Consider the following 25466-nt stretch of genomic DNA (forward strand, 5'->3'; position numbering starts at 1 on the left):
CCTTCGGCTATATGGAGCAGCCCAACATTCCGCGCGCGCTGGCGATCTGCCGCAAGCAGGGCTGGAAGTTCGACATCATGACGACGTCGTTCTTCTTGTCGCGGCGCTCGCTCAAAGCATCGCCCAATTCCGGCATGCCGGTGTGGCAGGACAAGCTGTTCATCGGGCTCGCCCGCTCGGCGGCCGATGCGACGGAGTATTTCCAGATCCCGACCGGACGTGTGGTCGAGATCGGCACGCAGGTGGCGATCTAAGGGGTCTCGAAGGGATAAATCGTCGAGGAGGCTAATATGAGCGGCGAATTGGTGCTGGTCACCGGCGGGTCCGGCTTCCTCGGCGCTCACTGCATCCTCGAACTGTTGAAGGCCGGCTACCGCGTCCGCACCTCCGTGCGATCGGCCAGGCGCGAAGCCGATGTGCTCGCCATGCTCAAGGCAGGTGGCACGGAGCCCGGTGACGCCCTTTCATTCGCCCATGCCGATCTGATGGCCGACGCAGGCTGGCCGGCGGCGGTGGCCGGCTGCGATTACGTGCTGCATGTCGCATCGCCTTTTCCGCCCGGCGTGCCCACGCATGAGGATGACCTGATCCTTCCGGCGCGCGAGGGCGCGTTGCGCGTGCTGCGGGCGGCGCGGGATGCCGGGGTCAGGCGCGTCGTGCTCACCTCATCCTTCGCGGCCGTCGGCTATGGCAAGATGCGCGCGGATGGGCAGCCTTTCAACGAGGAAAACTGGACCGATCCGGCAGGCAAGGTCAGCGCCTATGTGAAGTCCAAGACGCTCGCCGAGCGCGCGGCCTGGGATTTCATCGCCGAGCAGAGCGGCGCGCTGGAGCTTGCGGTCGTCAATCCCGTTGGCATCTTTGGACCGGTGCTCGGCGCGGACCATTCGACCTCGACCGAATTTGTCCAGCGCATGCTGAACGGCGCCGTGCCTGGGCTGCCGCGCCTGTCCTTCGGCGTCGTCGATGCGCGCGACGTGGCGGATCTGCATGTTCGCGCCATGACCCACCCCGCCGCCAAGGGCGAACGGTTCCTGGCTGTCGCCGGCGATTTCATGACGGTGCGCGAGATCGCGCAGACCCTGAAGACGCGGCTCGGGCCGGCGGCGTCGCGCGTCTCGACGCGGGAGTTTCCCGATTGGCTGGTGCGCATCATCGGGCTGTTCAATCCGGAAGCGGCACAACTCGCAACGGAACTGGGCAAGATCAAGAACGCCACCAACGCCAAGGCGGTGCGCGTGCTCGGCTGGGCGCCACGCTCGCGCGAAGATGCTTTGATTGCCACGGGCGAAAGCCTGATCCGGCTGGGACTGGTCAAGCGACGTAAGTAATTGTGCGGGAGGCCGGACCTTAAGGGCTCGGCGTCCCGCAATGGCAGCTTTCAGCCGGCCAGTGCAGCCTTGTTCGTCTCCAGAAACTGCTTCAGCGGCACCGACTTTCGGCCGGAGAGTTTTTCGACCGCGTCGGTCAACATGCCGAGGTCACCGGCGCGGGCGGCGGCGTCGAATGAAACCAGCACCTTGGCGAAGGGTTCAGGCAGGCCGGCCGACTTCATTCCCTCGGTCAGGGCTTCGTCGGAAAGCTGGATGACCTTGATCGGCTTGCTGGTGACCTCGGTGACCAACGCCGCCACTTCGGCAGCCGTATACGCACTGGGGCCGGTGAGCGTGTAAGTCGCGCTTTCGCTGCTGTCCGAGGCGAGCCCCGCTGCGATCGCCGCCGCGAAATCGTCACGCGTGCCGTAGGAAATGGCGCCGTCGCCGGCGGAGGTGTACCACTGACCCGACGCCAGAACCTGCGGCAACGCCATGAACAGGTTCTCGTTATACCAGCCATTGCGGAATATCGTGTAGGGGATCCCGCTCGCCTTGATCGCCTGTTCGGTGTCGTAGTGGTCGGGCGCGAAAACAACCGGCGAACCAGGCTCGGGTTTGGGCATCGAGGTGTACAGCAGGTGGCCGACGCCAGCCTGTTTGGCCGCCGTCACCGCCGCAAGCTGCTGCTCGCGCCGCTTCCCCTGTACCTCAAGTTCGTTGGTCGAGATGACGAGTGCCCGGTCGGCTCCCGCGAAGGCCTCGGCAAGCGATTGCGGGTCGTTGAAGTCAGCGGCTCTGACGACGACGCCGCGCACCGCCAGATCGGCAAGGTTGGCGGGTGTACGGGTGGTGGCGATGATGCGGTTTGCGGGGATCTTTAATGTGTCCAGCAGGTGGTTGATGACGCCGCGGCCAAGCTGGCCGGAAGCGCCGGTGACGAGAAGGGTTGCGGTCATGGGGGATCCTGAAATTGCGCCGGGTGGCGGGTGCTTCTGACAGTCTCAAAAAGAGACCAGCACTAAAATAAGAATTGACCGGTCACCGTAAAGAAGGCAGTTTTTAGGGAGGTAGGCACCGCCAGGGAACCAGCAGCCATGGACGGCAAGGTCGTCAATCTGAGAACCAAGCTCAATATATTCAAAGCCACCAGCGATGGCGCAAACATTGCCGATTGCCCGGTTCGCGACGTGATGCAGGGCGTGAACGGCAAATGGAGTTCGCTGCTGATGGCGGCGCTCGCAGAGCAGCCCTATCGTTTCGGCGAGTTGCGGCGCCTGGTGCCCGACATCTCGCAGCGCATGCTCACCCAGACGCTCCACGATCTGCAGCGCGACGGTTTTGTTCATCGCGAAGTGTTCCCGACCAAGCCGCCAAGCGTCGAATACAGCCTGACCGATCTCGGCCGTTCGATGTTCGGCGCCTTGCATCAATTGATCCTGTGGGCCGAACTCAACCATGGTGCGGTGCGCAAGGCGCGCGCTGCCTTCGACGCCGGTGGCTGATATTTTGGTCCATGCAGCAACGGCTTGATTTGACAATGGCGCTGAAGGATTGTCCGGCCAGTGGTTGGGCGGGCAATGGAAAAATCTCTCGACATCGCGATTGCGGGCGCCGGCCCGGCGGGGCTCGCCACCGCGCTCTATCTCAAGCGCGCGGGCCACAACGTCACCATCTTCGAACGTTTCGAGGAACCCAAGCCCGTCGGTTCCGGACTGATCCTGCAGCCGACCGGGCTGAGCGTGCTCGCAGATCTCGGCCTGCTCGACGACATTCTGGCGCTGGGGAGCCGCATCGAGCGTCTGCATGGCGCCGATGCCTCGACCGGCCGCACCGTGCTCGCCGTGCGCTACGATGCGCAGCCTGGCGGCCGTTTCGGGCTGGCGGTGCACCGGGCGGCGTTGTTCAACATGTTGTTTCGCGCCGCGCAGCGCCAATGTATCGCCATCGAAACCGGTGTCGAGATCGAGGCGCTGGACGTCGGTGAGCGGGCGATCCTGATCTTCGACAAGAGCCGAACGGTGGGGGGCCGCGGAGCAGGGCCGTTCGACCTCGTGGTCGACGCCAGCGGCTCGCGTTCGAAGCTGCGCCGGTGCCTCAACGATCCGGCCCAGCCGCGGCAGCTCACTTACGGCGCGTTCTGGGCCTCGCTCGGCTGGCGCCAAGGCTTCGACGAAAATGCGCTGCTGCAGCGCTACGACAAGGCCAGCGTGATGATCGGCGTCCTGCCGATCGGCCGACCGGAACCGGGCGGGGAAAAGATGGCGGCGTTCTTCTGGAGCCTGAAGCCGGCGGATGCCGAAAACGTGCGCGCGGCAGGGCTCGACGCCTGGAAGGCGAGACTGGTCTCGCTGTGGCCGCAATGCGAGGCGTTCACCAGCCAGATCGACAGTTTCGACCAGCTGTCGCTGGCGCGCTACGGCCACCACACGATGAAGCTGCCGGCCGGCCGCAGGCTGGCCGTGATCGGCGATGCCGCGCATTCGACCAGCCCGCAGCTCGGGCAAGGCGCCAACATGGCGCTGCTCGACGCGGCAGCACTCAGCCATGCCTTGGCACAAACGGGCAACGTCGAGGCAGCGCTGGAAAGCTACGCCCGGGCGCGGCGATGGCATGTCCGAATCTTCCAGCTGCTGTCGCTGGCGCTGACGCCGTTCTACCAGTCGGACGGCACGATGCTGCCCTTCTTCCGCGACAGGCTGGTGGCAACCATCGCCAAAATCCCGCCAGTGCCAAGCGTGCTTGCCTCGATGGTGGCCGGCACGCTGATCGATCCGTTCAGGCGGATCGGGCTAGAGGAGGTGCACTGGCCAGATCATCCGGCGGGATCAGGGTCGAGAGAAGCGAATTTCTCGCACGCAGGAATAGACGCAGCCGCTGCGGATAGTCCGGCGCCACGGCACCCTTGATCGAGGCGCGTTCGCTCAACGCCTTGCGCCAGGCCTGGACCAATGGCTTGCCGTCCAGAATGCCGAAATTGCCGATCCGGTCGAAGGCGTCGAGATAGCGGAAGACCGGGCCGTAGACGGCATCGACGAGGCAAAAGCACTCGCCATTGAACCACGGTCCGGCCTGGTCGGCCAGTTCGTCCTCCAGACGATCGAACATGGCCGAAAGTGCCGTGGACTCTGCCAGGAAGGCGGCCTCCGTCGAAGCCGAGTAGAACCGGCCGATGGCGTTCAATGTCGCCGAGCCGAACTCGATCCAGGCGCGATGCCGGGCACGGGCGTAGGCGTCGGCCAGATGCAGAGGATTGGCTTGCGTCTCCTCGAGGAATTCGAGAATGACGGCGGATTCGAAGATCACTGTCTCCTCGCCATTTGCCTGGACGATCAGCAGCGGCACCTTGCCCAGCGGCGAAATCGCCTTGAACCAGTCCGGCTTGTTGGCGAGGTCGATGGTGACACGCTCAAACGGCACGCCTTTCTCGGCCAGCGAGATCGCCGCGCGCTGCACATAGGGGCATAGATGATGGCTGACGAGAATGAGCTTGCCAGTCATTTCATTCTTCTCAGGCATGTCACTCTCCCCAGACATAGTTCAACGCGCCGTCCTCGACGCGCGTCGACAGGAACATCAGTCGCGACGCTTTTGGCGCCGGACCTTCAAGCCGATCGCCGCTTTCCATATCGAAGGCGGCACCGTGCCATTGGCAGACCAGCTTGCCGTCCTTGCAGTCGAGCGGCCCGCCGAAATGCAGGCAGACATTGGCCGCGGCACGGACACGCTCGCCGCTGCGCCAGACATGGACCTCGCGGCCGAAGAACGGTGCGATCAGGCTGCCCGTCTGTGGGACGTCGGCGACTTTGCAAATTTCGTGTTTCATGGATCTTTCCCGGATCGATGCAGTTGCATGCATATAGATGCAAGTGCATTGACCGTCAAGCTTGATGCAACTGCATCTACCGCCTAAGGGTGGGTCATGACCAAAACAACCACGCCTTCGCCCGAAGCCGTCAAGGCCTGGGCCCGCCTGATGCGGGTTTCGCGCCAGCTCATCGAAAAGGCGGAAGAGGCTTTGAAGACTAGCGGCTTGCCGCCGCTCGACTGGTATGACGTGCTGCATGAACTCGCCGAGGCGGGTGAGGGCGGGCTGCGGCCATTCCAGCTGACCGAGCGCACACTGTTTGCGCAGTATAACATCTCGCGGCTTCTGGCGCGCCTCGAGGCAGACGGACTGGTCGAGAAGCTCAGGGCTGCCGATGACGGCCGCGGCCAGACCATCCGCATCTCGGCCAAGGGCCGTCAGACGCGGCGACGGATGTGGGCTGTCTATGGACGGTCTATAGCGGAATTGGTCGGCGCAAAACTCTCCGCCGAGGAGCTGAAGATACTGGCGAGCCTGCTTGGAGAGCTGCGCCATCCGCCCGCCGATGATTGATCCGTCAGAATCTCGTGGTTTGCCCGGCGGCTCTCACGTCGACGATTTTTCTACCTAACCCCTTGCGTCGAGCACAGGATTGCGCAATATGCCGAACCGTAACGTACGGTACGCCGTTTGAGGCGACCCGGCGACCTCATCGAATGGGCAGGAAATTGTTGCAGGCGAGTGCCGAGATCGATACCAGCGAAGTGCTGACAGAGCGGCAAACGGCCGTCCTGGACGCGGCTTTGCGGCTGCTGGTCGAGGAGGGCGACAATCTGACCATGACGGCGGTGGCGCGGCGCGCCAGCTGCTCGAAGGAAACGCTCTACAAATGGTTCGGCGACCGCGACGGATTGCTGACGGCGACCGTGCAGTGGCAGGCATCGAAAGTGCGCGTGGTGCCGGTCGACGGTGAGCGGCTCGATCTTGCCTCGATGACGGCAAGCCTGGAAGGCTTCGCCTCGGACTGGCTAAAGGTGATTTCGAGCGATACCTCGATCGCGCTGAACCGCGTCGCGGTCGGCCATGCCGGATCCGGAAAGGACGATCTCGGCGCCATCGTGCTGGAGAATGGCCGTTTCGCGCTGGCCAGACGGCTGAAGCCGGTGCTGCTTGCCGGCAAGCAGGCCGGACTGCTCGACTTTACGGACGCCGAAATGGCGTTCCGGACCTTTTTCGGGCTGGTCGCCCGCGACGTGCAGATCCGTCTGCTGCTCGGCGACAGGCTGGAATTGACTGAAGCGGCGATCGGCGGCGATGCCGCCCGGGCGACGCAGCAGTTTCTCGCTCTTTATGGAGCAAAAACCGGGCCGCAAGGCCTCTAATCTCTGTGGGAAGGAAGCAAAAGATGCGTGTCTATTACGATCGCGACGCCGATCTCAATCTGATCAAGGGCAAGAAGGTCGCCATTATCGGCTATGGCAGCCAAGGCCGGGCGCACGCGCTCAACCTCAAGGATTCCGGCGCCAAGGAAATCGCCATCGGCCTCAAGGCGGGATCGGCGACCGCCAAGAAGGTCGAGGCTGATGGCCTGAAAGTGATGAGCGTGGCGGACGCTGCCAAATGGGCCGATTTGATGATGATGGCGACGCCTGACGAATTGCAGGCCGACATCTACAAAAACGAAATCGCGCCAAACATTCGTGACGGCGCCGCGATTGCCTTCGCGCACGGCCTCAACGTGCATTTCGGCCTCATCGAGCCGAAGTCGACCGTCGATGTCGTCATGATCGCGCCGAAAGGCCCCGGCCACACGGTGCGCGGCGAATACCAGAAGGGCGGCGGCGTGCCGTGCCTGGTCGCCGTCAACCAGGATGCTTCCGGCAATGCGCTCGATCTCGCTCTGTCCTACGCCTGCGGTGTCGGCGGCGGCCGTTCGGGCATCATCGAGACCAATTTCCGCGAGGAATGCGAGACCGATCTGTTCGGCGAGCAGGTCGTGCTCTGCGGCGGCCTGGTCGAGCTGATCCGCGCCGGCTTCGAGACGCTGGTTGAGGCCGGCTACGCACCCGAAATGGCCTATTTCGAGTGCCTGCACGAGGTCAAGCTGATCGTCGACCTGATCTATGAAGGCGGCATCGCCAACATGAACTACTCGATCTCGAACACCGCCGAATGGGGTGAATATGTCTCTGGCCCGCGCATCATTACCGCCGAGACCAAGGCCGAGATGAAGCGCGTGCTGAAAGACATCCAGACCGGAAAATTCACCTCGGAGTGGATGCAGGAATACCGCGCCGGCATGTCGCGCTTCAAGGGCATCCGCCGCAACAATGACAGCCACCAGATCGAGGAAGTCGGCGCCAAGCTGCGCGCCATGATGCCCTGGATTTCCAAGAACAAGCTGGTCGACAAGGCCAAGAACTAACCCGCAGTCGTCAGGATTGGGAGCAAAGAGCCGGCGGAGCGATCCGCCGGCTCTTTCATGCCGGTTTATCGATCAGGACGCTCAGCCATAGTGCCAATGCGGCTTCGGCTCGGTGCCGGTGAACTCGACGCCGATGCGGTCGTCGCGGCGCCAGCGCACGATGGCCTTGTAGCCGATGCCGTCGACAGGCACATAGAGCAGGAACTCGTCCGGCACGCGCGCGTCTATCGAGACTTTCAGTTCGGCGCCGCCGGCATGCATGTTGCGGACCGTGCACTTGACCTCGGAATTGGTGAGGCCGGTCAGAATCGTCGCGCCCTTCAGCACGCGCTGCCGGTGTTTGTTTCGCAATTCGTTGTCGGCCATGACGGCGTCCTTCGCGACCGGATCGGCGCGATCGTCAGATGGGGCACGATATCACGGATAGGCTGAGCCGATAAACATATGGTTAGCGGTGACCGAGACCAGCCGTCTTTCCCAATGAAAACGGCGCCGCGATGGGGCGGCGCCGTCGTTTATTGTCGTTTATAGGTCAGCTGTAGGGCGACCAGCATTGCTGGCGCGGGCCACCATAGGGCTGGAACGTGTTGTCCCAGGCCCGGTAGGACCGATAGCGGTCGTAGCACCACTGGACATGGGCGCTGGACAGACGCTGCGTGCGGTAATAGCGGCGGGGCGCCGGCTGCACGTAGTAGCCGTCATTGTAATAGCCGTTGTTGTAGTAGCCGTTGTTGTAGATGCTGCCGAGGCCGAGACCCAGGCCGAGGCCGAGAACTGCTGCGGCGCCGGTGTCAAAATCACGGCCGCGATGGTGGCGGTGATGGCGCCAGCGCCAGTTGTCGCCGCCGTTCCAGTTGCCGCCATTCCAATTGCCGTTGTTCCAGTTGCCTGACCCGGCAAAGCGACGGCTGTCGTGGCGGCGCCACTGCCAATCGTAGAAGGAGCGGCGGTCATTGCCGCCCGCCCAGCTGTCGCGAACCGGTGTGATGTCAGACAATGCGGTGCTTGCCGGCACCGACAAGTCCGGCTGCAGGATCGGGCCCGCGGCGGATGGCGCCGTGAGACCCGAGAAAAGACCGAGCGCTAACAGCCCGGATTTGACTGTGGACGAAAAGAGCGAGCTCATTGCACTCTCCAAGTGATACAGGCCCCACGCCCGGATACCCCAGGGAAGTGGCCTATTGATGGACCTTGGCGTCTGAACGGAGGATGAACAGAAAGGTTCCATCAGCCATGACGAGCAGCCCTTGTTTTCATTGGCGCTTGCGGGCAAAGGTCAGTCCATGTCGCTGCGCCTCGCCACTTTCAATGTCGAAAACCTGATGAACAGGTTCGATTACTCGGGCTTCCGCAACCAGCTCAACGAAGACCGCACGCTGGCGCTTTTCGACATCCAGAGCGAAGCCGAATACCGGATGCTGGAGCAGGCGCGCGCCATCGCGCAATCCGACGATACGCGCCAGTTGACCGCGCTCGCCATCGCCGCCACCCGCGCGGACATCATCTGCATGCAGGAGGTTGACAACATCGAGGCGCTGAAGGCGTTCGAGTATGGCTATCTCTTCAAGATGGTGGGCGAGGGTTACCGGCAGAAATACACCACCGCCGGCAATGATTCGCGCGGCATCGACGTTGCCGTGATGATGCGCAACGAGACCGCGCAAGGTCAGCCGATCGAATTCGTGCGCATGACCAGCCATGCCTATGTCACGTTCGAGCAGTTCGGGCTGCACACGCCTGAACTCGAGGCGCTCGGCAACCTGGCCAACGAACGCATCTTCCGGCGCGATTGCCTGGAGGTCGACATCAAGGTCGGCGGCGTGCCGCTGACGCTTTACCTCGTCCATTTCAAATCGATGGGCTCGCCGCGCAACGGGCTCGACGGACGCGAGGCGACGATGCCGGTGCGCATCGCCGAGGCGCAAGCCGTGCGCCGCATCATCGAGGAGCGCTTCGGCAAAGAGCACGCAGCCGACAAAAACTGGGCGATCTGCGGCGACATGAACGACTACCGCCAGCGGGTGAAGATCGAGGGCGACGCTGTCGACGGCTACCGCTTCCAGGTGATCGACGAGAGCCAGTCCTGTATCGATGTGCTCACCGCCGGCGGCTTTTGCGAAAATGTCGTCGAACGCCGGCCGGAGATGGACCGCTGGAGTTTCTACCACACGCGCGGGCCGAAGGAGCGGCATCTGTGCCAGCTCGACTACATCCTGCTGTCGAAAGGGCTGGCGGCGAAGAATGCGACGGCGGTTCCCGACATCATCCGCAACGGCCAGCCCTGGCGCACCATCTTTCCGGCGGGACAGGCGGTGGAGCGCTTTCCGCGCGCCGGCTGGGACCGGCCGAAGGCGTCGGATCATTGTCCCGTCGCAATTACCCTGGACATGGCTTGAGCACGGTGAGCTTCGACCTGCCGCGCAACGTCATCCTGCCCGTCGACGAAATCGACGTCCGGCTCGACCCCGGCCCGCATCCGTTCGAGCGCGACAACGCGCAGGCGATCACTGACAACTGGCGGCGCGAGGTCACGGCCAATCCGGCGTTGTTCGACGGCACGGTGGTGCTGCTCTCGGCGCTCGCCTGGCGCGACAACCGGATCGTCGGGCGTTGTCACGCGGTGAAGTACTCGACCTTCCTGCTGTGGCGAAAGAACCGGCAGGGGACGGGCGCCGAGCATGCCTATGGCCACGCCATGCTGGTCGCCGGCGACAACGCCCTGGTGGCGATCCGCATGGGCGCGCACACGGTCCCGGCCGGCAGTGTCTACTTCGCTGCCGGCTCGTTCGAGCCGATCGATTTTCGCGATGGCCGCGTCGATGTCGATTTCAACATGATCCGTGAAGTGCGCGAGGAGACCGGGCTTGACCTGACAGGCGCTGCGCGCGGCAAGCGCTACCATGCGCTGTCGACTTCGACCGGCACGGTCCTCTTCCGCCGCTACCACGTCGATGCGCCGGCCGACGAGATTGCGCGGCGCATCGGCGCCTTCGTCGCGACCGAGACCGAGCCGGAGATCGAGGGGCCGGTGATCATTCGCCACGCCGCCGACCTGCCGGAAGGGCTGGCACCGCATATGAAGCCGCTGGTCGAGTGGCATTTTGGCGGTGGCGGGGGCTAACGGCGCGGATTGTTCTGCGCCGCCTTGCGGTCGTTGCGGGCGCCGACGAGGAACAGGACAACGCCGATGCCCAGCAATCCACCCATGACCATGCCCATCGTCTGGCCGACGACTGCCTGAAAATCGGCGGTGACACGATCGGGATTGGCCATGCCGTAGCGGGCGAGATACCACCAAAGTCCCGCAAGGGCGCCTTCGATGATCACCATCGTCAGAATCAGCCGCGCCTTCTTGCTCATTGCAACTCCTTGACCAGATGCTTTGCTCTAAAATTAGCATCGCAGACCGGACGACAACAAGTATTGCCGATGTCGACAAGCACCCATCCTTGTGGATAGCGGTTGGTTGCGGTGGAGCTGATCTGGCGCTTATTCGTGGCGCAGCGCGTCGATCGGGTCGAGCCTGGCGCCGCGCAGCGCCGGGAAGAAGCCGAACACCATGCCGATCAGCGCCGAAAAACCGACGGCGAGCAGGATGACCGCCGGGCTCGGCGCAAACGGTATGGCCAGCGTTGCCGAGGCGAGGCCGGCCAGCGCCAGGCCGATCAGGATGCCGATAATGCCGCCGAGCAGCGACAGCACCGTCGCCTCGACCAGGAACTGGATGAGGATGTGCTTTTCATGCGCGCCGATGGCGAGCCTGATGCCGATCTCGCGGGTGCGCTCAGTGACCGAGACCAGCATGATGTTCATGATCCCGATGCCGCCGACCAGCAGGCTGACGCCCGCGACGGCGCCCAGCATGCCGGTCATGGTGGTGGTGGCGCTGGCCATGGCGTCGGCGATCTGGGTCATGTCGCGGATCGAGAAATCGTCTTCGCGGTCCGGCGTGATGCGGCGGGTGTCGCGCAAAATGTCCTCGACTCGCGGCTGCAATTCGGTGGTCGGCGTGCGGTCGTCGGCGGCGACGTAGATGTTGTCGATGTCGCGGTTGCCGGCGATGCGGCGCTGATAGGCGGCAAGCGGCATCAAGACGACATTGTCCTGGTCCTGGCCGAAGCCGGTATAGCCCTTGGGTTCGAGCAGGCCGATGATCTTGCACGAGGTGCGGTTGACGCGGATGATCTCGCCCTCGGGTTCGCCGGCGCCGAAGAATTGCTGGCGCACCGTCTCGCCGATCAGGCAGACGCCGGTGCCCGAGCGTGTCTCCGAATCGCTGAATGGGCGGCCCGACACCAGCTTCCAGTCGCGGGCGTCGAGATAGGCGCTGTCGGTGCCGGTGACGCCCGAGGTCAGGCTCTCGGTGCCGAAGATGACGCGGACTTGTTTCTGCGACGCCGGCACGATGGCGCGCGCGCCGGTCAGGTGGGCTACGAGGGCGGCTACATCCTTGTCGGCCAGAGGCCGTACCGCCTGGTCGAGCCCGCCTGGTCCGCCAGTGCCTGCCGGGCGGCCGGAACGGACGACGAGCAGGTTCGAGCCGAGCTTGGCGATGTCCGACTTGACCTTGGCCGTGGTGCCCGAACCGATGGTCAGCATGGCGATGACGGCGGCGACACCGATGACGATGCCGAGCAGCGTCAGGAACGAGCGCAGCACATTGCGGCGGATGGAGCGCAGAGAGAGGCGGACGGTTTCCCAGATCATGACGCCAACTCCGACTTGGCCGTGTCGGACGCGACGTGGCCGTCGAGGAAGCGGATGGTGCGCTCGGCATAATCGGCGACATCGGCCTCGTGGGTGACCATGGCGATGGTCAAGCCGAGCTCCCGGTTCAGCCGCGTCAACAACTCCATGATCTCATGCGTGCGGGCGGTGTCGAGATTGCCGGTCGGCTCGTCGGCGACGAGCAGCGTCGGCCTGGTGACGATGGCGCGCGCGATCGCCACGCGCTGTTGCTGACCACCGGAGAGTTCGGCCGGCGTGTGATGTTCGCGCCCGACCAGGCCGACCTCCGCCAGCGCCTGCATGGCAAGATCGCGGCGCTCGCGGGCCGGCGCGCCGCGATAGATCAGCGGCAGCTCGACATTTTCCGCCGCCGTGGTGCGCGGCAACAGATTGTAACCCTGGAAGACGAAGCCGATATAGAGATTGCGCAGAAGCGCCCGGCGGTTGCGGTCGAGCCGCCCGGCGTCGATGCCCATGAAGGAGTAGGTTCCGGCCGTCGGCGTGTCGAGGCAACCGATGATGTTCATCGCGGTCGATTTGCCCGAACCGGACGGGCCCATGATGGCGACGAATTCGCCACGCTGGATGGCGAGGTCGACGCCGGCCAGCGCATGGACCTTGGCTTCGCCCTGGCCATAGCTCTTCCAGACCGTGTCGAAACCGATGAGGCCCGCGGCCATGGCGTCAGCTCCGCAGCTGCGAGGTCGTGATAACCTCTGCACCTTCATCCAGCCCGGAGGTGATCTCGGTCAGTTCGCCGTCGGTGGAGCCGATCTTGACGTTGACCGGGTGCGGCCGGCCGTTCTCCAGCACATAGAGCGTGCGTGAGCCGTCGGTGGGCGCCTTCACCGGCTGGCGGCGGTTGCCGCCACGGCCCATGCGGCCGGTGAACAGATCGCTGAGGCTCCACGCGCGCGCGGCCTGCTGCGCCGGGCGGTAGCGGAAAGCGGTGGACGGCACGGTGAGCACGCTCTTGGCCTGCCTGGTGACGACCGAAACCGTGGCGGTCATGCCGGGCCGCAGCAAAAGCTCGTTATTGTCGACTTCCAACCGTGCATTGTAGGTGACGACGCCGTCGGTGGTGACCGAGGCGTAGGAGATGTCGCGGATCTCGGCGTCGAACGGCCGCTCCGGAAAGGCATCGACGGTGAAGCGTGCATGCTGGCCTGGTTTGACCGCGCCGATATCGGCCTCGTCGACCGCCGCCACCAATTCCATGTTCCTCAAATCGGCGGCGATGATGAACAGAACCGGCGCCTGCAGCGAGGAGGCGACCGTCTGGCCGGGGTCGACGGAACGCGTCAAGACGATGCCGTCAATCGGCGCATAGATGGTGCTCTTGGCAAGGTCGGTCTGCTGCGCCTTGAGATCGGCCTGGGCGATGGCGAGATTGGCCTGCGCACTATCGAGCGCCGCCTTGGAGCGGTCGCGCGTGGCAGTCGCCGCCTCGAGCGACTGATCGGTCGCCATGCCACGCCTGGTCAGTTCGGCCGCGCGGGTGAGGGCGCTTTCGTTCTCCTTCAGGGTTACCGTGGCGTCCTCGACATTGGCGGCAGCGGCCTTGGCCGAGGCTTCGGCGCGTTCGATCTGGACCTCGAGTTTCACCGTGTCGAGCGTCCCCAGCACGTCGCCCTTCTTGACCTGCTGGTTCTCTTCGGCCGAGACCGAGCGGATGATACCGGACAGCTCGCTTGAAATGTCGACCTGGGTGAGGGGCTGCAGCGTGCCGGTCGCCGAAACCGCGACGGTGAGGTCGGCAATGGTAGCCGGCGTGGTGGTGTAGTCGATCTTGGCCGGGGAGCCGGCAAACCACTGGTAGCCAGCCAACCCGGCGGCAAGTGCGATCAGCGCCAGCAGCGCGTAAAGCCAGCCACGACGGCGCGTCTTGCGCACACCACTCTGGTCAAGCCCAAGCGCCGCCTCGATGGCGGAATCCGATTCCGTCTTTGGCAGATTGACAAGCTGGTCCACGCCGGACCCCTATGAAAGCGTAATGTCCCTAGTTGTGCACAGATCAGGCTTGGTGGTTCGAATATCAAATTAAATTTCGGCCATGTTCGGATTGAGGCGGAAGGTTTTTCAAGATGCAGACCCGCAATTACTTGCTCTACGATGTGTTTACGACGGAGCGGCTGGCCGGCAATCCGCTGGCTGTCGTGCTCGACAGCCAAGGGCTGGATACAGCCGCCATGCAGGCCATTGCGCGCGAGTTCAACCTGTCCGAATCGGTCTTCGTACTGCCGCCGGACAATCCAAAACATCGCAACCGCATCCGCATTTTCACGCCCGACTATGAGATGCCGTTCGCCGGACATCCGACAGTTGGCGCCGCGATCGCGCTGGCCGAACTGACAGGCGAGGGCGAAGCCGGCATCTTCGTGCTGGAGGAGAATATCGGCCCGGTGCGCTGCGCCGTCAGCCGGCACGATGGCGCCACCTTTGCCGAGTTCGACCTGGCGAAGCTGCCGGAGCCGCTGAAGCTCGATGCCGACCCGGAGGCGATCGGCGCCGCCCTCGGGCTGGCGCCGCACGAGATCGGCTTCGAGAATCACCTGGTGTCGTTCTGGTCGGCAGGCGTGCCTTACGTCACCATTCCGGTTGCCAATCTGGAGGCTGCCGGCCGGATCAAGCTCGACAACCAGGCCTGGTCGGAACTGGCGCCGCGCAAGAGCGAATGGGCCTTCGCCAGCCCGTATGTCTATTGCCGCCAGACGGTGAACCATGACAGCGCTTTCCATGTCCGCATGATCGTGCCGGGCACGCCGTCCTATGAAGACCCGGCGACCGGGTCGGCGGCGGCGGCCTTTGCCGGCGCCATCATGCATTTCGATGCGCCCACCGACGGCATTTCGCAGCTGTGGATCGAGCAGGGGCTGGAGATGGGCCGCCCGTCACGTATCCGCTTGGAACTCACTGTCGAAGGCGGAAAACTGGCCTCCGCGCGCATCGGCGGCCATGCCATCAAGGTGGCGGAAGGCAGGCTGTTCGTGTGACCGCCTGCGGCAGTTCAGCGATTTGTCGGGAAATGATTCCGGCAGGGCTGGACAGGACCGGTATCGGCGGCTATATGCCCGCCAACGCCGGTTTTACCGGTCGAGTGGGTGCGTAGCTCAGTTGGTAGAGCAGCTGACTCTTAATCAGCGGGTCCACAGTTCAATCCTGTGCGCACCCACCAAATTTCTAGAAGAGTTGGTGGAAGACCTTGGAATGCCGGACGCGTTGACGCGCCTCGACATGCTGGGGCAGGTTTGCCTTAAACTCGGCGGCCGGTAAGCCGGTGCGCTATTTGGCGAAGGAGTGAAGGCCGCGCTGGATTAAGAAAAGCCCGGAAGCCGAAGCCGCCATCAATTAAAGCCAGTTTGAAACCACGGACTGGTGTCATACCCTAAGCGCGGATTATAATGATCCAGGAAGTTTTCGGCCCTATTTGACGGTCGCGCAACCACGGTGCCTGTCGATTTGCAATCCGGTTTCGCGGTCGGCTTGCTGCCAGCCTTCTTATGAGCTGTAGAACACGAGGTTGTAGCCTGAGCGGTGGCCACCTTTTTCTTCTCTTTCGCAGCAGCTGCTCCGGTAGCGGCCAATACTATTGCTACGCCAAAGACAACGAGTTTCATTGAAAACGCCCTCACCCTGCCCAATCCGTAATGATTGCGCCTGGTCACCGTTACGTCAATCACATTTTGTCGGCAACGGCGGCGAATAGTGCCAGTAAAAAGAGCCCACCACAGAAGCAGCGGGCCAACCCCCAGGTGGGGAATCTTTCAGCGGCCGTGCTGTTCGAGCCACCAGCCCGGAATGCCAGTGATCGGCCCGACGATGGTCAGTGAAGGTTCGGGCCGGCGCCCTCCCGTCAAATCGCTCTAGCTACTTCTCCGAAACACCAGCCTCGGCAAAGCTCGCCATGCCCGTGTGGCACTCCAGCGCCGAGCGGACGATGTTGACGGCTAGGCAGGCGCCGGAGCCTTCGCCGAGCCGCATGCCGAGGTCGAGTAGCGGCGGCAGGCCGAGCACTTCGAGCAGGCGGCGGTGGCCGGATTCGGCCGAGACATGGGCGGCGATGGTGTGGGCGAGGCCAGACGGGTGCAGCCGCGCCAAGGGCGCTGCCGCCGCCGTGCAGACGAAGCCATCGAGCAGCACCGGGACATTGTTGCGGCGGGCGGCGAGCGTGGCGCCGAAGGTGGCGGCGAGTTCTCGTCCGCCAAGGGCGGCGGCGATCTTCAGCGGGTCGGACAGCGCGTCGGCATGGCGCTTGAGGCCGGATTCAATGGCGATGACCTTGCGCTTCAGCCCGGCATCGTCGACGCCGGTGCCGCGCCCGGTCCATTTTTCAGCGCCGCCGCCGAACAGGGCGGTCGAGATGGCGGCCGCCGGCGTGGTGTTGCCGATGCCCATCTCGCCGAAACAGACGAGGTCCAGGTCTTTCGTCACCGCGTCATAGCCAGCCGAGACGGCGGCGAGGAAGTTTTTTTCGTCCATTGCCGGCACGTCAGTGAAGTCGCCGGTCGGATGATCGAGATCGAGCGGGATGACGTCGAGTTCCGCGCCGGCGATGCGGGCAAGCTGGTTGATGGCGGCGCCGCCGCCGGCGAAATTCGCCACCATCTGCACCGTCACTTCCGAGGGAAAGGCTGAAACGCCTTGCGCCGTCACACCGTGGTTGCCGGCGAACACGAAGACTTTGACGCGGTCGAGTTTCGGCATGTCGCGACCCTGCCAGCGCCCCAGCCAGGCGGCGAGAGTTTCCAGCCGGCCCAGGCTGCCTTGAGGCTTGGTCAGCGTGTCCTGGCGGCGGGCGACGGCGTTGGCGGCGGTATCGCTGCCGGCAGGCAGATCGAGACAGGCGGCGCGCAGTTCGTCGAATGATTTGAATGGCATGGGGAAGGAATCTCCGGGGAAGAATCAGGACAGGGAAACGGAAGCGACGAGCAGGACAGTGATCTCGCCCAGCTGCTGCAGGGCGCCGATCGTGTCACCGGTGTGGCCGCCAATCTGGTTGAGGCAGAGCGCGCGCAAGGCGCTGAACACGAGAGCGAGCAGGATCAGTGCGGCAAAGGCGCCGCCGAGCCCCAGAGTCAGAAGCGGGATGGCCCCGAGCACGGCGCCGAGAACAGCTGTCTGGGTCGAGACGGTCCCGGCGCCGGCAGACAGGCCGTCACTGCGCGCCGCCGGCGCCAGATGCATGAACGCGCCGAGCAGGCCTCGCGAGGCGGCATGGGCGGCGATCAGCGCGAAGAGAACGCTTGTCGGATCGGCCAGTTGCGACAGCGCGCTCCAGCGAATGAGCATCGACAGGCCAAGCGCCGAAGCGCCATAGGCGCCGATACGGCTGTCGCGCATGATCTCGAGTTTTTTATCGCGCGTCTTGCCGCCGCCAAAGCCATCTGCGACATCCGACAGCCCATCCTCATGCAGGCAGCCGGTGGCGAGCAGGGTTGCTGCAAGCGCAAGTGCGGCCGCCGGCCCAGCGGCGAGACCGAGCTTTACCCCGATGGCGTAGACGACGGCGCCGACCAAAGCGACCGCGAGGCCGGCGGCAGGCGCCGCCCAGATCGCATCGGCCAGGCTGCGGCCACGAAAGTCGAAGACCGGCAGCGGCAGCCGGGTGAAGAAGACGAGGCAAAGCGCGACGTCGTCGAGCGCTTGCCGGGGTGAGGGCACGGCGGTCATGCACTCCTCGCAATGGCGTGGAAGAAGGTGCCGCTGACAAGGCCGCGGCGATAGCCGGAGGCGCCGAGCGGATTGCCCTGGCCATCGGCTAGGTCGGCCAGCGGCTCGTCATTGCCGGTGGCGATCATCTGCGCATAGTGGAATTCATGGCCACGGATCAGCGCGCCTTGCGGCCCCAGCGGACAGGCGACGCGCAGGCGTGCCTCGCGGTAGCCGAGGTTCATCTTGCGCTTGGCAAAGCTGGTGGAATGGCCGAGCAGGCCAAGCATGGCGTGCGTCTCGCCGGCCGCGTCCTCCAGCGCTTCGCCCAGCACCATGAAGCCGCCGCACTCGCCATGGATCGGCTTGGTCTCGGCAAACCTGGCCATGCCAGCTCGGAAATTGGTCGCCGCCGCGAGGCTGCCGGAGTGGAGCTCGGGATAGCCGCCGGGCAGCCAGCAGACATCGCAATTCTGCACCGGTGCTTCGTCGGCGAGCGGCGAGAACGGCACGATCTCGGCGCCGGCCTGACGCCAGTGGGCGGCGACGTGCGGATAGAGGAAGGTGAAGGCGGCGTCTTCGGCGAGCGCGATTCGTTGGCCGGGCGGCTGCAAGGCATGTTCGAAACTGCCCGGTGACGGCGAAAACGGCGCGGCCAGCGCCATGATGGCGTCAAGGTCGAGGGATTTCTCGACCATGTCGGCGAGGCGGTCGAGATGCGTCATCAGGTCGGCATATTCGCCGGCCTGGACGAGGCCGAGATGGCGCTCCGGCAAATTGAGCGTGGGATCGCGCAGGATGGCGCCGACGACCGGCAGGCGGAGCGTTTCGATCGCCTCGCTGCACAGCTTGCGGTGGCGCTCGCTGCCGAGACGGTTGAGCACGATTCCGGCCATGCGCACATCCGGGTCGTAGGTGGCAAAGCCCTTGGCGACGGCGGCCGCCGTCGTCGACTGTCCCGAGACGTCGAGCACCAAAAGCACCGGCAGGTGGTAGAGCCGCGCCAGATCGGCGGCCGAGCCGGTGCGGCCTTGTCCGGCCGGGATGCCGTCGAACAGGCCCATGGCGCTTTCGAGGAAGATAAAATCGGCGTCCTCGGTGGCATTGCCGGCCAACGCGTTGAGCAGGTCAGGCGACATCGCCCAGCTGTCCAGGTTGACGCCGGACAGGCCAGTGGCGGCGGTATGAAAACCCGGATCGATATAGTCGGGGCCGGACTTGGCGCCGCGCACCTTGATGCCGCGCCGGGCGAGCGCGCGCAAAATGCCGATGGTGACGCTGGTCTTGCCGGAGCCGGAACGCGGCGCGCCGATGATGATGGCGCGGGTCATGCGTTACCCGCCAGTGCTGCGCGCATGGCGACGATGCCGCCCACGACAATGAGGGCCGGCGAGGCCAATTCCGCCGCGGCGGCCGCTTCGGAAATGGTGGCGAGTGTCGCGACGACGGTCCGCTCCTGCGGTGTCGTCGCCGAAACGATGACAGCCGCCGGCGTCGACGGCGCCAGCCCGCCTTCGAGCAGCGACGCGGCGATAACAGGCAGATTGGCCATGCCCATATAGATGACCACCGGCTGGCCGGTGCGGGCGATCGCGCCCCAGTCGAGATCGTCATCTGTGCCGGCGGCATGACCTGTCGCCAGGATGATCGCCTTGTTGATGCCGCGCATGGTTGCGGGAATGCCGGTGGCGGCCAGCGCGCTCAGCCCCGATGTCAGGCCGGGCATGACGCGGAAAGGGATTTTTTCGCGCGCCAGCGCCAGCGCCTCTTCGCCGCCGCGGCCGAAAATATAGGGATCGCCGCCCTTCAGCCGGACGACGCGGCGGCCCTCGCGTGCCAGCCGCACCAGCAAAGCGGTGATATCGTCCTGCCTCATGGACGGTTTGCCGCCGCGTTTTCCTGCAAAGAACAGCTGGGCATTGTCCGCAACGGCGACAACGTCAGAGGAGACCAGCGCGTCATAGACCACAGCGTCGGCCTCGGCCAATGCCGCCAGCACTTCCAGCGTCAGGCAGCCGGGATCGCCGGGACCGGCGCCGGCCAGCCAGACATGGCCCGGCTCAAGCCGGCGCGGCTTGAAGTTCAGCCGGGCAAGGGCCTGTTGGAGCGTGGTGTTTTCGCTTTTACCGCTCACAATCCGTCCCGCCCGCGAAAACGCCGCTGGTAGTGGGCGTCGTACAATGAACTCTCGCCAAAACCTTCCGCTGCCAGCGAGCGGCCGACGAAGATGATCGCCGTGCGCTCCATGGGATCGGCGGCGAGCAGCGCCTCGATGGTCGCTAGCGTGCCGGTCAGCACGCGCTCGTCCGGCCATGAAGCGCGAAAGACGATCGCCACCGGGCAATCGCCGCCATAATGCGGCGACAATTCGGCGACGACGCGATCGATGGCGTGGATGGCGAGATGAATGGCCAGTGTGGCGCCGGTGCGGCCGAAGCCGGCCAGCGTTTCGCCCGGCGGCATTTTCGAGGCGCGGCCGGAGACGCGGGTCAGCACCAGGCTTTGCGCCACCTCGGGAATGGTCAGTTCGCGGCGAAGGGCTGCGGCTGCGGCGGCGAAAGAGGGAACGCCCGGCGTCAGCGTGTAAGGAATGCCGTGTTTTTCCAGCCGGCGGATCTGCTCGGCCACGGCGCTCCACACCGAGAGGTCGCCGGAATGCAGGCGGGCGACATCGTGGCCGGCCTGGTGGGCTGTCACATATTCGACCTCGATTTCGTCGAGTGACATCGGCGCCGTATCGATCAGTTTGGTCCCCGGTGCGCAGTGTTGCAGCAATTCCGGCGCGACGATCGAGCCGGCATGCAGACAGACCGGGCAGCTTGCCAGCAGCTTGGCGCCGCGCAGTGTGATGAGGTCGGCGGCGCCGGGACCGGCGCCGATGAAATGCACGGTCATGGCGCGTCTCCGCTGATGGCGATGGCGCAGGTGACCGGGCCGAGCACGGTGCGTGGACCAAGTAGCTTTGCACCGGGGCCGGCAACGGCAAGGGCGGAGGCTTCTGAGACGGAGGGTGTGCCGGCGAGATCCTGCGAGAGATCGGATTTGCTGAGTGCCTCCGACGAGACGGCCTGAAGTGCTGCGTCATCAACGATGATGACGGGAAGGTTGAGCGTGCGGCCAGCGGCAGAGATCGCTTTTTCGTCTTTCTTGAGCGCGGCGGTCGCCAAGGCCGACAGCGCCGTTATCGCCAGCCCGTGCGCTTCGAGGGCGGTTTCGATCGCCGCGAGCACGTCTTCGACGCTCACGCCCTTCCGGCTGCCGATGCCCGCCACCATCATGGCTTCACCCAGCTCCACTGGGTGACCGGCATGGCCGGGCGCCAGGCCTGCATCGAACCGACAGGAGAAGCGCGGGAAATGGTGATGCGGGTAAGGTCGCCGCCGCGCTTGATGTGCTCCGCGAGAAGCAGCGCCTCCATCTCCAGCGTCACCGCATTGGCAACGAGACGGCCACGGGATGGCAGCGCCTTGATGGCGGCGTTCAGTACGCCGGCGTCGCTGCCACCTCCGCCGATGAAGATCGCATCCGGCGTGTCCAGCCCGGCCAGTGCCTTGGGCGCCGACCCTTCCACCACGACAAGACCGGGCACGCCGCAATGCGCGGCGTTGCGGACGATGCGGGCGGCGCGGTCGCTGTTGGCCTCGATGGCGATGGCGCGCATCGAGGGGTGAGCGAGCATCCATTCGATGCCGATGGAGCCGGAACCGGCGCCGATGTCCCACAGCAATTCGCCACGCCTCGGCGCCAGCGCCGCAAGCGTCATGGCGCGGATGTCGTGCTTGGTGATCTGGCCGTCATGCTCGAACAGATGGTCGGCGCGGCCAACGCTCAGCGGCAGGATGCGGGCCTCTTGTGTCGATTCAAGCTCAAGAGCCAGCACGTTGAGCGGATTGATGTCTCTGACGTCGAAAGCGTCGGCACGTGCCGAGCGAAGCTTCTCGTTCGGTCCGCCCAGCGCTTCCAAAACCGTCAGCCGCGAAGCGCCGAAGTCGAGCTCTACGAGCAGGCGCGCTATTGTCGCTGGTGCGTCGCCGTCCGATGTCAGCGCCAGGATGCGCGCCCTGGGATGCAGCAGCGGCCGGATCAGGTCGAGCGGCCTTCCATGCAGCGAGATCGTCTCGATGTCCTGCAACGCCCAGCCGAGCCGGGCGGCAGCCAGCGAAATCGCCGATGGCGCGGGGATGACATGCATCTCTTCAGGCTTGACCTTGCGGGCAAGGGTGGCGCCGACCCCGTGGAAGAATGGATCACCGGAGGCGAGCACGCAGACGCGCCGGCCGGCCAGCGCCAGCACGTCTGCCATGCCGGCATCGAATGGCACCGGCCATGGGCGCTGCTCACCCTTGATGAGCGAAGCCACCAGCGCCAAATGCCGCTTGCCGCCGAAGACGGTCTCGGCGTCAGCGATCTGCCGCTTGGCCTCGTCGCCGAGACTCGCTAAACCGTCCTCGCCGATGCCGACGATTGTAAGCCATTTTGGCGTGGGCTGTTTTTTTGACATGTCGCGCCGCCCCTCATCCGCCTGCCGGCACCTTCTCCCCGTGTAGTGACGGGGAGAAGGGAGACGCTCCGGCGCTGACGCCTCCCTCTCCCCGTTCTTCACGGGGAGAGGGTAGGGGTGAGGGGCAGCGCAGACGCTGTTCAACATGGTGCTCATGAAGAAGATTCTGATCCTTGGCGGCACGACAGAAGCGCGCCAATTGGCCGGAAAACTGGTGGAAGATTTCCTCGTCACCCTGTCGCTGGCCGGCCGTACCGAAAGCCCGGTCGCGCAAGGCGTGCCGGTGCGCAGCGGCGGCTTTGGCGGCGCCGACGGGCTGGCGGCCTATCTCAAGGAGACGCGAACCGATCTGCTGATCGACGCGACGCATCCCTATGCCGCGCGAATTTCCGCCAATGCGGCGCAAGCCGCGCGCACTTCGGTTGTGCCGATCCTTGCTTTGCGCCGCCCTGGCTGGGAGCCAATAGATGGCGACCGCTGGACGCAGGTCGATACGACAGGCGATGCGGTGCACGCGCTTGGATCGCCGCCGCGCCGTGCCTTCCTGGCGCTCGGCCGGCAGGAGGTCGCGGCTTTCGAGGCGGCGCCGCAGCATCATTACCTTGTCCGCAGCGTCGATCCGGTCGAGCCGAAACTGGCGGTGCCTGATGCGACCTACCTGCTGGCGCGTGGGCCGTTTCGCGAGGCGGATGAACGCGCGCTGCTCGAGGAGCACCGCATCGATGTCGTCGTATCCAAGAACAGCGGCGGCGAGGCCACCTACGGCAAGATCGCGGCGGCGCGGGCGCTCGGTATCGAGGTGGTGATGGTGCGCAGGCCCATCCTGCCGGAGGTGCCGTCGGCCGAAACTGTCGAAGCATTGGCCGCGATGATCGATCATGGTCTCGACCCCGTCGCGGAACGCGGTGTGTAGACCAGCGCCGGTTTGTCACCGCGCTTGATGATCCTTGTCTCCGGCGAGCCGATGATGATGCAGGTCGCCATGTCGGCCTTTTCAGCCTCGACATCGGCCAGCAGGAACACCTCGATGCGCTCGTCCGGGCGGCCGGCGGCGCGGCCGAAGATGACCGGCGTGGTGCCGGGCAGGATGGCGCGCAGGCATTCGAAGGCGCGGCCGAGCTGCCAGGGGCGCGCCTTGCTGATCGGGTTGTAGAGCGCAATGACAAAGCCGGCGCCGGCCGCCGCCAAAAGGCGCAGCTCGATCAGATCCCACGGCTTCAGATTGTCGGACAGCGAGATGGCGCAGAAATCATGGCCGAGCGGCGCGCCGATGCGGGCGGCAACCGCCAGCATGGCGGTGACGCCGGGCACGACAGTAACATCGACGGTGCGCCATTCGGCCGGGCCGGCCTCGATCGCCTCGCAGACGGCGGCCGCCATGGCGAACACGCCGGGATCGCCGCCGGAGACGACGGCGACGTCATGGCCGTCCGCCGCCTTTACCAGCGCGTCCTTGGAGCGGGCGAGTTCCTCGCGATTATCCGAGGCGACACGGGTTTGATCCGGGCGAAGATCAAGCCGGTCGAGATACGGCTTGTAGCCATAGAAGAACTTTGCCTCGGCGACGGCGCGGCTGGCTTGCGGCGTCACCTGGTCGGCATTGCCGGGCCCAAGGCCGATGACGGTGAGCCGGCCGCTCACGGCGTGCCTCCCATAACGTCAGGCCGGCCGGACCAGCCGGCGACCAGCACGATGGCGAAATAGGGGGCCTTGTCGTCCGGCTTGTCGGCGAGCTTCAACGAAACGCTGCCGGCCATGGTGCCGCGCTCGACATAGACGGCGCGGGTCAGTTTGCCGGTGGCTTCCAGCGCCCGCCTGATCTTGGGCAGGTTGCGGCCGACCTTCATGATGACGGCGGCATCGGTGTCGGCGAGACGGCGTGTCAGCTCGAACTCGCTCATCGTGCCGGGCAAAACCGTCAGGACATCGTCGCCCTGGACGATCGGCACGCCGGTCTGCGACCAGCAGCCCGACATGGCGGTGACGCCGGGGATGACTTCGGTCGGGAAGCGATGGGCGAGGCGGACATGCAGGTGCATGTAGGAGCCGTAGAACAGCGGGTCGCCTTCGGAGAGCACGGCGACCATGCGGCCGGCTTCGAGGTGTTCGGCGACCTTCTCGGCCGACTCCTCGTAGAAATCGGTGATCTGCGAACGGTAGTCGTCGTGATCCTTGTCGATCTCGGTGGTGACGGGGTAGAGCAGCGGCAGTTCCAGCATATCCGGCCGGAAACGCGCCTCGACGATGGCGCGCGCATTGCTGTTGTTGCCGCGCTTGGCGAAGTAGGCGACGACATCGGCCTCGGCCAGAACGCGCGCGGCCTTCAGCGTCAGCAGCTCGGGGTCGCCAGGCCCCGTGCCGACGCCGACAAGACGGCCTTTTGCCAGATCTTCTTTGACGGCTGCGTTCACAGGCCGGGCCTCGCCAGCGAATTGAGCGCGGCTGCGGTCATGGCGCTGCCGCCAAGCCTGCCGCGCACGATGGCGTAGGGCACTCCATAGGAGTTTTCGGCCAGCGCATCCTTGGATTCGGCGGCACCGACGAAGCCGACCGGCATGCCGATGATCGCGGCCGGCTTGGGCGCGCCATCGCGCAGCTTTTCCAGGAGATAGAAGAGCGCTGTCGGCGCATTGCCGATGGCCACGACCGAACCGGCCATGCATTCGCCCCAGAGGTCGATCGCGGCGGCCGAGCGGGTGTTGCCGATCTGCTTGGCGATGTCGTGCGTGCGCGGGTCGCGCAAGGTGCAGATCACCTCGTTGCCGGCCGGCAACCGGGCGCGGGTGACGCCATGCGAGACCATTTCGGCGTCGCAGAAGATCGGTGCGCCGGCCGCCAAAGCGCTGCGGGCAGCGGCGACGAAATCGCTGGAGAAGACAAAATGACTTGATGCTTCGACCTGGCCGCAGGCATGGATCATGCGGATGGCGACGTCGGCTTCCGCCTCGGAGAACCGGGACAGGTCGGCCTCGGCGCGGATGATGGCGAAGGAACGTTCATAGATCGCGTTGCCGTCATGGATGTAGTCGTAGGCGGCCATGC

30 protein-coding genes, 1 tRNA gene and 1 pseudogene are annotated in these 25466 nt (G+C 65.0%); 12 read left to right on the forward strand and 20 right to left on the reverse strand.

The annotated features are described in order from the left end of the window. Positions 1–254 (forward strand): KUP/HAK/KT family potassium transporter (locus NKJ58_RS23255; RefSeq protein ID WP_502900880.1); only part of this gene is annotated, 254 nt, incomplete at its 5' end. Positions 255–290: 36 nt separating this feature from the next. Continuing rightward, positions 291–1331 carry an SDR family oxidoreductase gene (locus NKJ58_RS23260; protein ID WP_352853890.1) on the forward strand — a complete coding sequence of 347 codons (1041 nt, stop codon included), beginning with the start codon at positions 291–293 and terminating at the stop codon, positions 1329–1331. 50 nt (positions 1332–1381) lie between these two features. On the opposite strand, the gene NKJ58_RS23265 is transcribed toward NKJ58_RS23260, so the two are convergent. Next, positions 1382–2272 (reverse strand): SDR family oxidoreductase, encoded by an 891-nt coding sequence (locus NKJ58_RS23265; RefSeq protein WP_023690336.1) that lies wholly within the window; start codon positions 2270–2272, stop codon positions 1382–1384. Between the two features lie 138 nt (positions 2273–2410). On the opposite strand from NKJ58_RS23265, the gene NKJ58_RS23270 reads away from it, so the two are divergent. Then, positions 2411–2818 carry a winged helix-turn-helix transcriptional regulator gene (locus tag NKJ58_RS23270; protein ID WP_023690335.1) on the forward strand — a complete coding sequence of 136 codons (408 nt, stop codon included), beginning with the start codon at positions 2411–2413 and terminating at the stop codon, positions 2816–2818. 75 nt (positions 2819–2893) lie between these two features. Next, positions 2894–4129: pseudogene (locus tag NKJ58_RS23275) on the forward strand (FAD-dependent oxidoreductase); the annotation flags it as partial. On the opposite strand, the gene NKJ58_RS23280 reads toward NKJ58_RS23275, so the two are convergent. Further along, on the reverse strand, positions 4092–4832 hold the full coding sequence (locus NKJ58_RS23280) for a glutathione S-transferase family protein (RefSeq protein ID WP_198029701.1): 741 nt from the start codon (positions 4830–4832) through the stop codon (positions 4092–4094). The pseudogene NKJ58_RS23275 and the gene NKJ58_RS23280 sit on opposite strands and share 38 nt — an antisense overlap. 1 nt (position 4833) lies before the next feature. Continuing rightward, positions 4834–5139 (reverse strand): Rieske (2Fe-2S) protein, encoded by a 306-nt coding sequence (locus tag NKJ58_RS23285; protein WP_023668375.1) that lies wholly within the window; start codon positions 5137–5139, stop codon positions 4834–4836. Between the two features lie 96 nt (positions 5140–5235). Between NKJ58_RS23285 and NKJ58_RS23290 the strand changes: the two genes are divergently transcribed. From NKJ58_RS23290 to ilvC, 3 genes are all read left to right on the forward strand, one after another. Beyond that, positions 5236–5694 carry a MarR family winged helix-turn-helix transcriptional regulator gene (locus NKJ58_RS23290; protein WP_023668376.1) on the forward strand — a complete coding sequence of 153 codons (459 nt, stop codon included), beginning with the start codon at positions 5236–5238 and terminating at the stop codon, positions 5692–5694. Between the two features lie 143 nt (positions 5695–5837). Next, complete coding sequence (locus NKJ58_RS23295; RefSeq protein ID WP_081726780.1) at positions 5838–6503, forward strand: TetR/AcrR family transcriptional regulator; 666 nt, start codon at positions 5838–5840, stop codon at positions 6501–6503. Positions 6504–6526: 23 nt separating this feature from the next. Next, entirely contained in the window at positions 6527–7546 is a 1020-nt protein-coding gene (gene ilvC / locus NKJ58_RS23300; RefSeq protein WP_013531065.1) for a ketol-acid reductoisomerase, read from the forward strand. Positions 7547–7627: 81 nt separating this feature from the next. Here the strand turns inward: ilvC and NKJ58_RS23305 are convergent, their stop codons facing one another. Together NKJ58_RS23305 and NKJ58_RS23310 are read right to left on the reverse strand one after the other, a co-directional pair. Beyond that, positions 7628–7912, reverse strand: a complete 285-nt coding sequence (locus tag NKJ58_RS23305; RefSeq protein WP_023685169.1) for a PilZ domain-containing protein — start codon at positions 7910–7912, stop codon at positions 7628–7630. Positions 7913–8078: 166 nt separating this feature from the next. Next, entirely contained in the window at positions 8079–8672 is a 594-nt protein-coding gene (locus NKJ58_RS23310; RefSeq protein ID WP_352853893.1) for a BA14K family protein, read from the reverse strand. A 157-nt stretch (positions 8673–8829) separates the two neighbouring features. Between NKJ58_RS23310 and NKJ58_RS23315 the strand changes: the two genes are divergently transcribed. Next, positions 8830–9942 carry an endonuclease/exonuclease/phosphatase family protein gene (locus NKJ58_RS23315; RefSeq protein ID WP_023690932.1) on the forward strand — a complete coding sequence of 371 codons (1113 nt, stop codon included), beginning with the start codon at positions 8830–8832 and terminating at the stop codon, positions 9940–9942. A 5-nt stretch (positions 9943–9947) separates the two neighbouring features. Continuing rightward, a complete protein-coding gene (locus NKJ58_RS23320; RefSeq protein WP_023668380.1) occupies positions 9948–10667 on the forward strand; it encodes an NUDIX hydrolase in 720 nt (239 codons plus the stop codon). Here the strand turns inward: NKJ58_RS23320 and NKJ58_RS23325 are convergent. The 4 genes from NKJ58_RS23325 to NKJ58_RS23340 form a co-directional block, all read right to left on the reverse strand. Continuing rightward, complete coding sequence (locus tag NKJ58_RS23325; RefSeq protein WP_352853895.1) at positions 10664–10906, reverse strand: hypothetical protein; 243 nt, start codon at positions 10904–10906, stop codon at positions 10664–10666. The genes NKJ58_RS23320 and NKJ58_RS23325 overlap by 4 nt on opposite strands. Positions 10907–11035: 129 nt before the next feature. After that, complete coding sequence (locus NKJ58_RS23330) at positions 11036–12253, reverse strand: ABC transporter permease (protein WP_352853898.1); 1218 nt, start codon at positions 12251–12253, stop codon at positions 11036–11038. Beyond that, positions 12250–12954 (reverse strand): ABC transporter ATP-binding protein, encoded by a 705-nt coding sequence (locus tag NKJ58_RS23335; protein ID WP_023685174.1) that lies wholly within the window; start codon positions 12952–12954, stop codon positions 12250–12252. Before NKJ58_RS23335 ends, NKJ58_RS23330 begins: the two co-directional genes overlap by 4 nt. 4 nt (positions 12955–12958) lie before the next feature. Next, complete coding sequence (locus NKJ58_RS23340) at positions 12959–14245, reverse strand: efflux RND transporter periplasmic adaptor subunit (RefSeq protein WP_352519579.1); 1287 nt, start codon at positions 14243–14245, stop codon at positions 12959–12961. Between the two features lie 113 nt (positions 14246–14358). Between NKJ58_RS23340 and NKJ58_RS23345 the strand changes: the two genes are divergently transcribed. Together NKJ58_RS23345 and NKJ58_RS23350 are read left to right on the forward strand one after the other, a co-directional pair. Then, positions 14359–15267: a PhzF family phenazine biosynthesis protein gene (locus NKJ58_RS23345; RefSeq protein ID WP_023685176.1), complete on the forward strand. Its 909-nt coding sequence runs from the start codon at positions 14359–14361 to the stop codon at positions 15265–15267. A 106-nt stretch (positions 15268–15373) separates the two neighbouring features. Continuing rightward, positions 15374–15449 (forward strand) — tRNA-Lys (locus NKJ58_RS23350). A 169-nt stretch (positions 15450–15618) separates the two neighbouring features. Here NKJ58_RS23350 and NKJ58_RS23355 read toward each other — a convergent pair. The 8 genes from NKJ58_RS23355 to cbiE all read right to left on the reverse strand — a co-directional run bounded on the left by NKJ58_RS23355 (position 15619) and on the right by cbiE (position 22424). After that, positions 15619–15891 (reverse strand): hypothetical protein, encoded by a 273-nt coding sequence (locus NKJ58_RS23355; protein ID WP_155923538.1) that lies wholly within the window; start codon positions 15889–15891, stop codon positions 15619–15621. 250 nt (positions 15892–16141) lie between these two features. Next, entirely contained in the window at positions 16142–17152 is a 1011-nt protein-coding gene (cobT, locus tag NKJ58_RS23360; protein ID WP_023685178.1) for a nicotinate-nucleotide--dimethylbenzimidazole phosphoribosyltransferase, read from the reverse strand. A gap of 24 nt (positions 17153–17176) precedes the next feature. Next, the gene (gene cobS / locus NKJ58_RS23365; protein ID WP_031194701.1) at positions 17177–17944 is read right to left on the reverse strand and encodes an adenosylcobinamide-GDP ribazoletransferase; all 768 of its coding nucleotides are present in this window, start codon (positions 17942–17944) and stop codon (positions 17177–17179) included. Next, positions 17941–19254 (reverse strand): cobyrinic acid a,c-diamide synthase CobB, encoded by a 1314-nt coding sequence (locus NKJ58_RS23370; protein WP_352853901.1) that lies wholly within the window; start codon positions 19252–19254, stop codon positions 17941–17943. The genes cobS and NKJ58_RS23370 overlap by 4 nt, the downstream gene beginning before the upstream one ends. After that, complete coding sequence (cobA, locus tag NKJ58_RS23375) at positions 19251–20057, reverse strand: uroporphyrinogen-III C-methyltransferase (RefSeq protein WP_352519577.1); 807 nt, start codon at positions 20055–20057, stop codon at positions 19251–19253. The genes NKJ58_RS23370 and cobA overlap by 4 nt, the downstream gene beginning before the upstream one ends. Beyond that, complete coding sequence (gene cobM, locus NKJ58_RS23380; protein ID WP_023690316.1) at positions 20054–20818, reverse strand: precorrin-4 C(11)-methyltransferase; 765 nt, start codon at positions 20816–20818, stop codon at positions 20054–20056. The genes cobA and cobM overlap by 4 nt, the downstream gene beginning before the upstream one ends. Continuing rightward, positions 20815–21201 (reverse strand): cobalamin biosynthesis protein, encoded by a 387-nt coding sequence (locus NKJ58_RS23385; protein ID WP_023700385.1) that lies wholly within the window; start codon positions 21199–21201, stop codon positions 20815–20817. The genes cobM and NKJ58_RS23385 overlap by 4 nt, the downstream gene beginning before the upstream one ends. Beyond that, positions 21198–22424: a precorrin-6y C5,15-methyltransferase (decarboxylating) subunit CbiE gene (gene cbiE, locus NKJ58_RS23390; protein ID WP_352519575.1), complete on the reverse strand. Its 1227-nt coding sequence runs from the start codon at positions 22422–22424 to the stop codon at positions 21198–21200. Before cbiE ends, NKJ58_RS23385 begins: the two co-directional genes overlap by 4 nt. Positions 22425–22578: 154 nt before the next feature. Between cbiE and NKJ58_RS23395 the strand changes: the two genes are divergently transcribed. Next, positions 22579–23337 carry a cobalt-precorrin-6A reductase gene (locus NKJ58_RS23395; protein WP_032905140.1) on the forward strand — a complete coding sequence of 253 codons (759 nt, stop codon included), beginning with the start codon at positions 22579–22581 and terminating at the stop codon, positions 23335–23337. Here the strand turns inward: NKJ58_RS23395 and NKJ58_RS23400 are convergent. Genes NKJ58_RS23400 through NKJ58_RS23410 form a run of 3 tightly spaced genes read right to left on the reverse strand, consistent with a single transcriptional unit; the run spans position 23301 to position 25464 of the window. Then, the gene (locus tag NKJ58_RS23400; protein WP_023741640.1) at positions 23301–24065 is read right to left on the reverse strand and encodes a precorrin-3B C(17)-methyltransferase; all 765 of its coding nucleotides are present in this window, start codon (positions 24063–24065) and stop codon (positions 23301–23303) included. The two genes, NKJ58_RS23395 and NKJ58_RS23400, sit on opposite strands and share 37 nt — an antisense overlap. Then, positions 24062–24835 (reverse strand): precorrin-2 C(20)-methyltransferase, encoded by a 774-nt coding sequence (locus NKJ58_RS23405; RefSeq protein ID WP_352519574.1) that lies wholly within the window; start codon positions 24833–24835, stop codon positions 24062–24064. Before NKJ58_RS23405 ends, NKJ58_RS23400 begins: the two co-directional genes overlap by 4 nt. Next, positions 24832–25464 (reverse strand): precorrin-8X methylmutase, encoded by a 633-nt coding sequence (locus tag NKJ58_RS23410; RefSeq protein ID WP_023698340.1) that lies wholly within the window; start codon positions 25462–25464, stop codon positions 24832–24834. Before NKJ58_RS23410 ends, NKJ58_RS23405 begins: the two co-directional genes overlap by 4 nt. Positions 25465–25466: the final 2 nt, after the last annotated feature.

The sequence above is a fragment of the Mesorhizobium sp. M0139 genome (assembly GCF_040322455.1).
GTDB lineage: Bacteria > Pseudomonadota > Alphaproteobacteria > Rhizobiales > Rhizobiaceae > Mesorhizobium.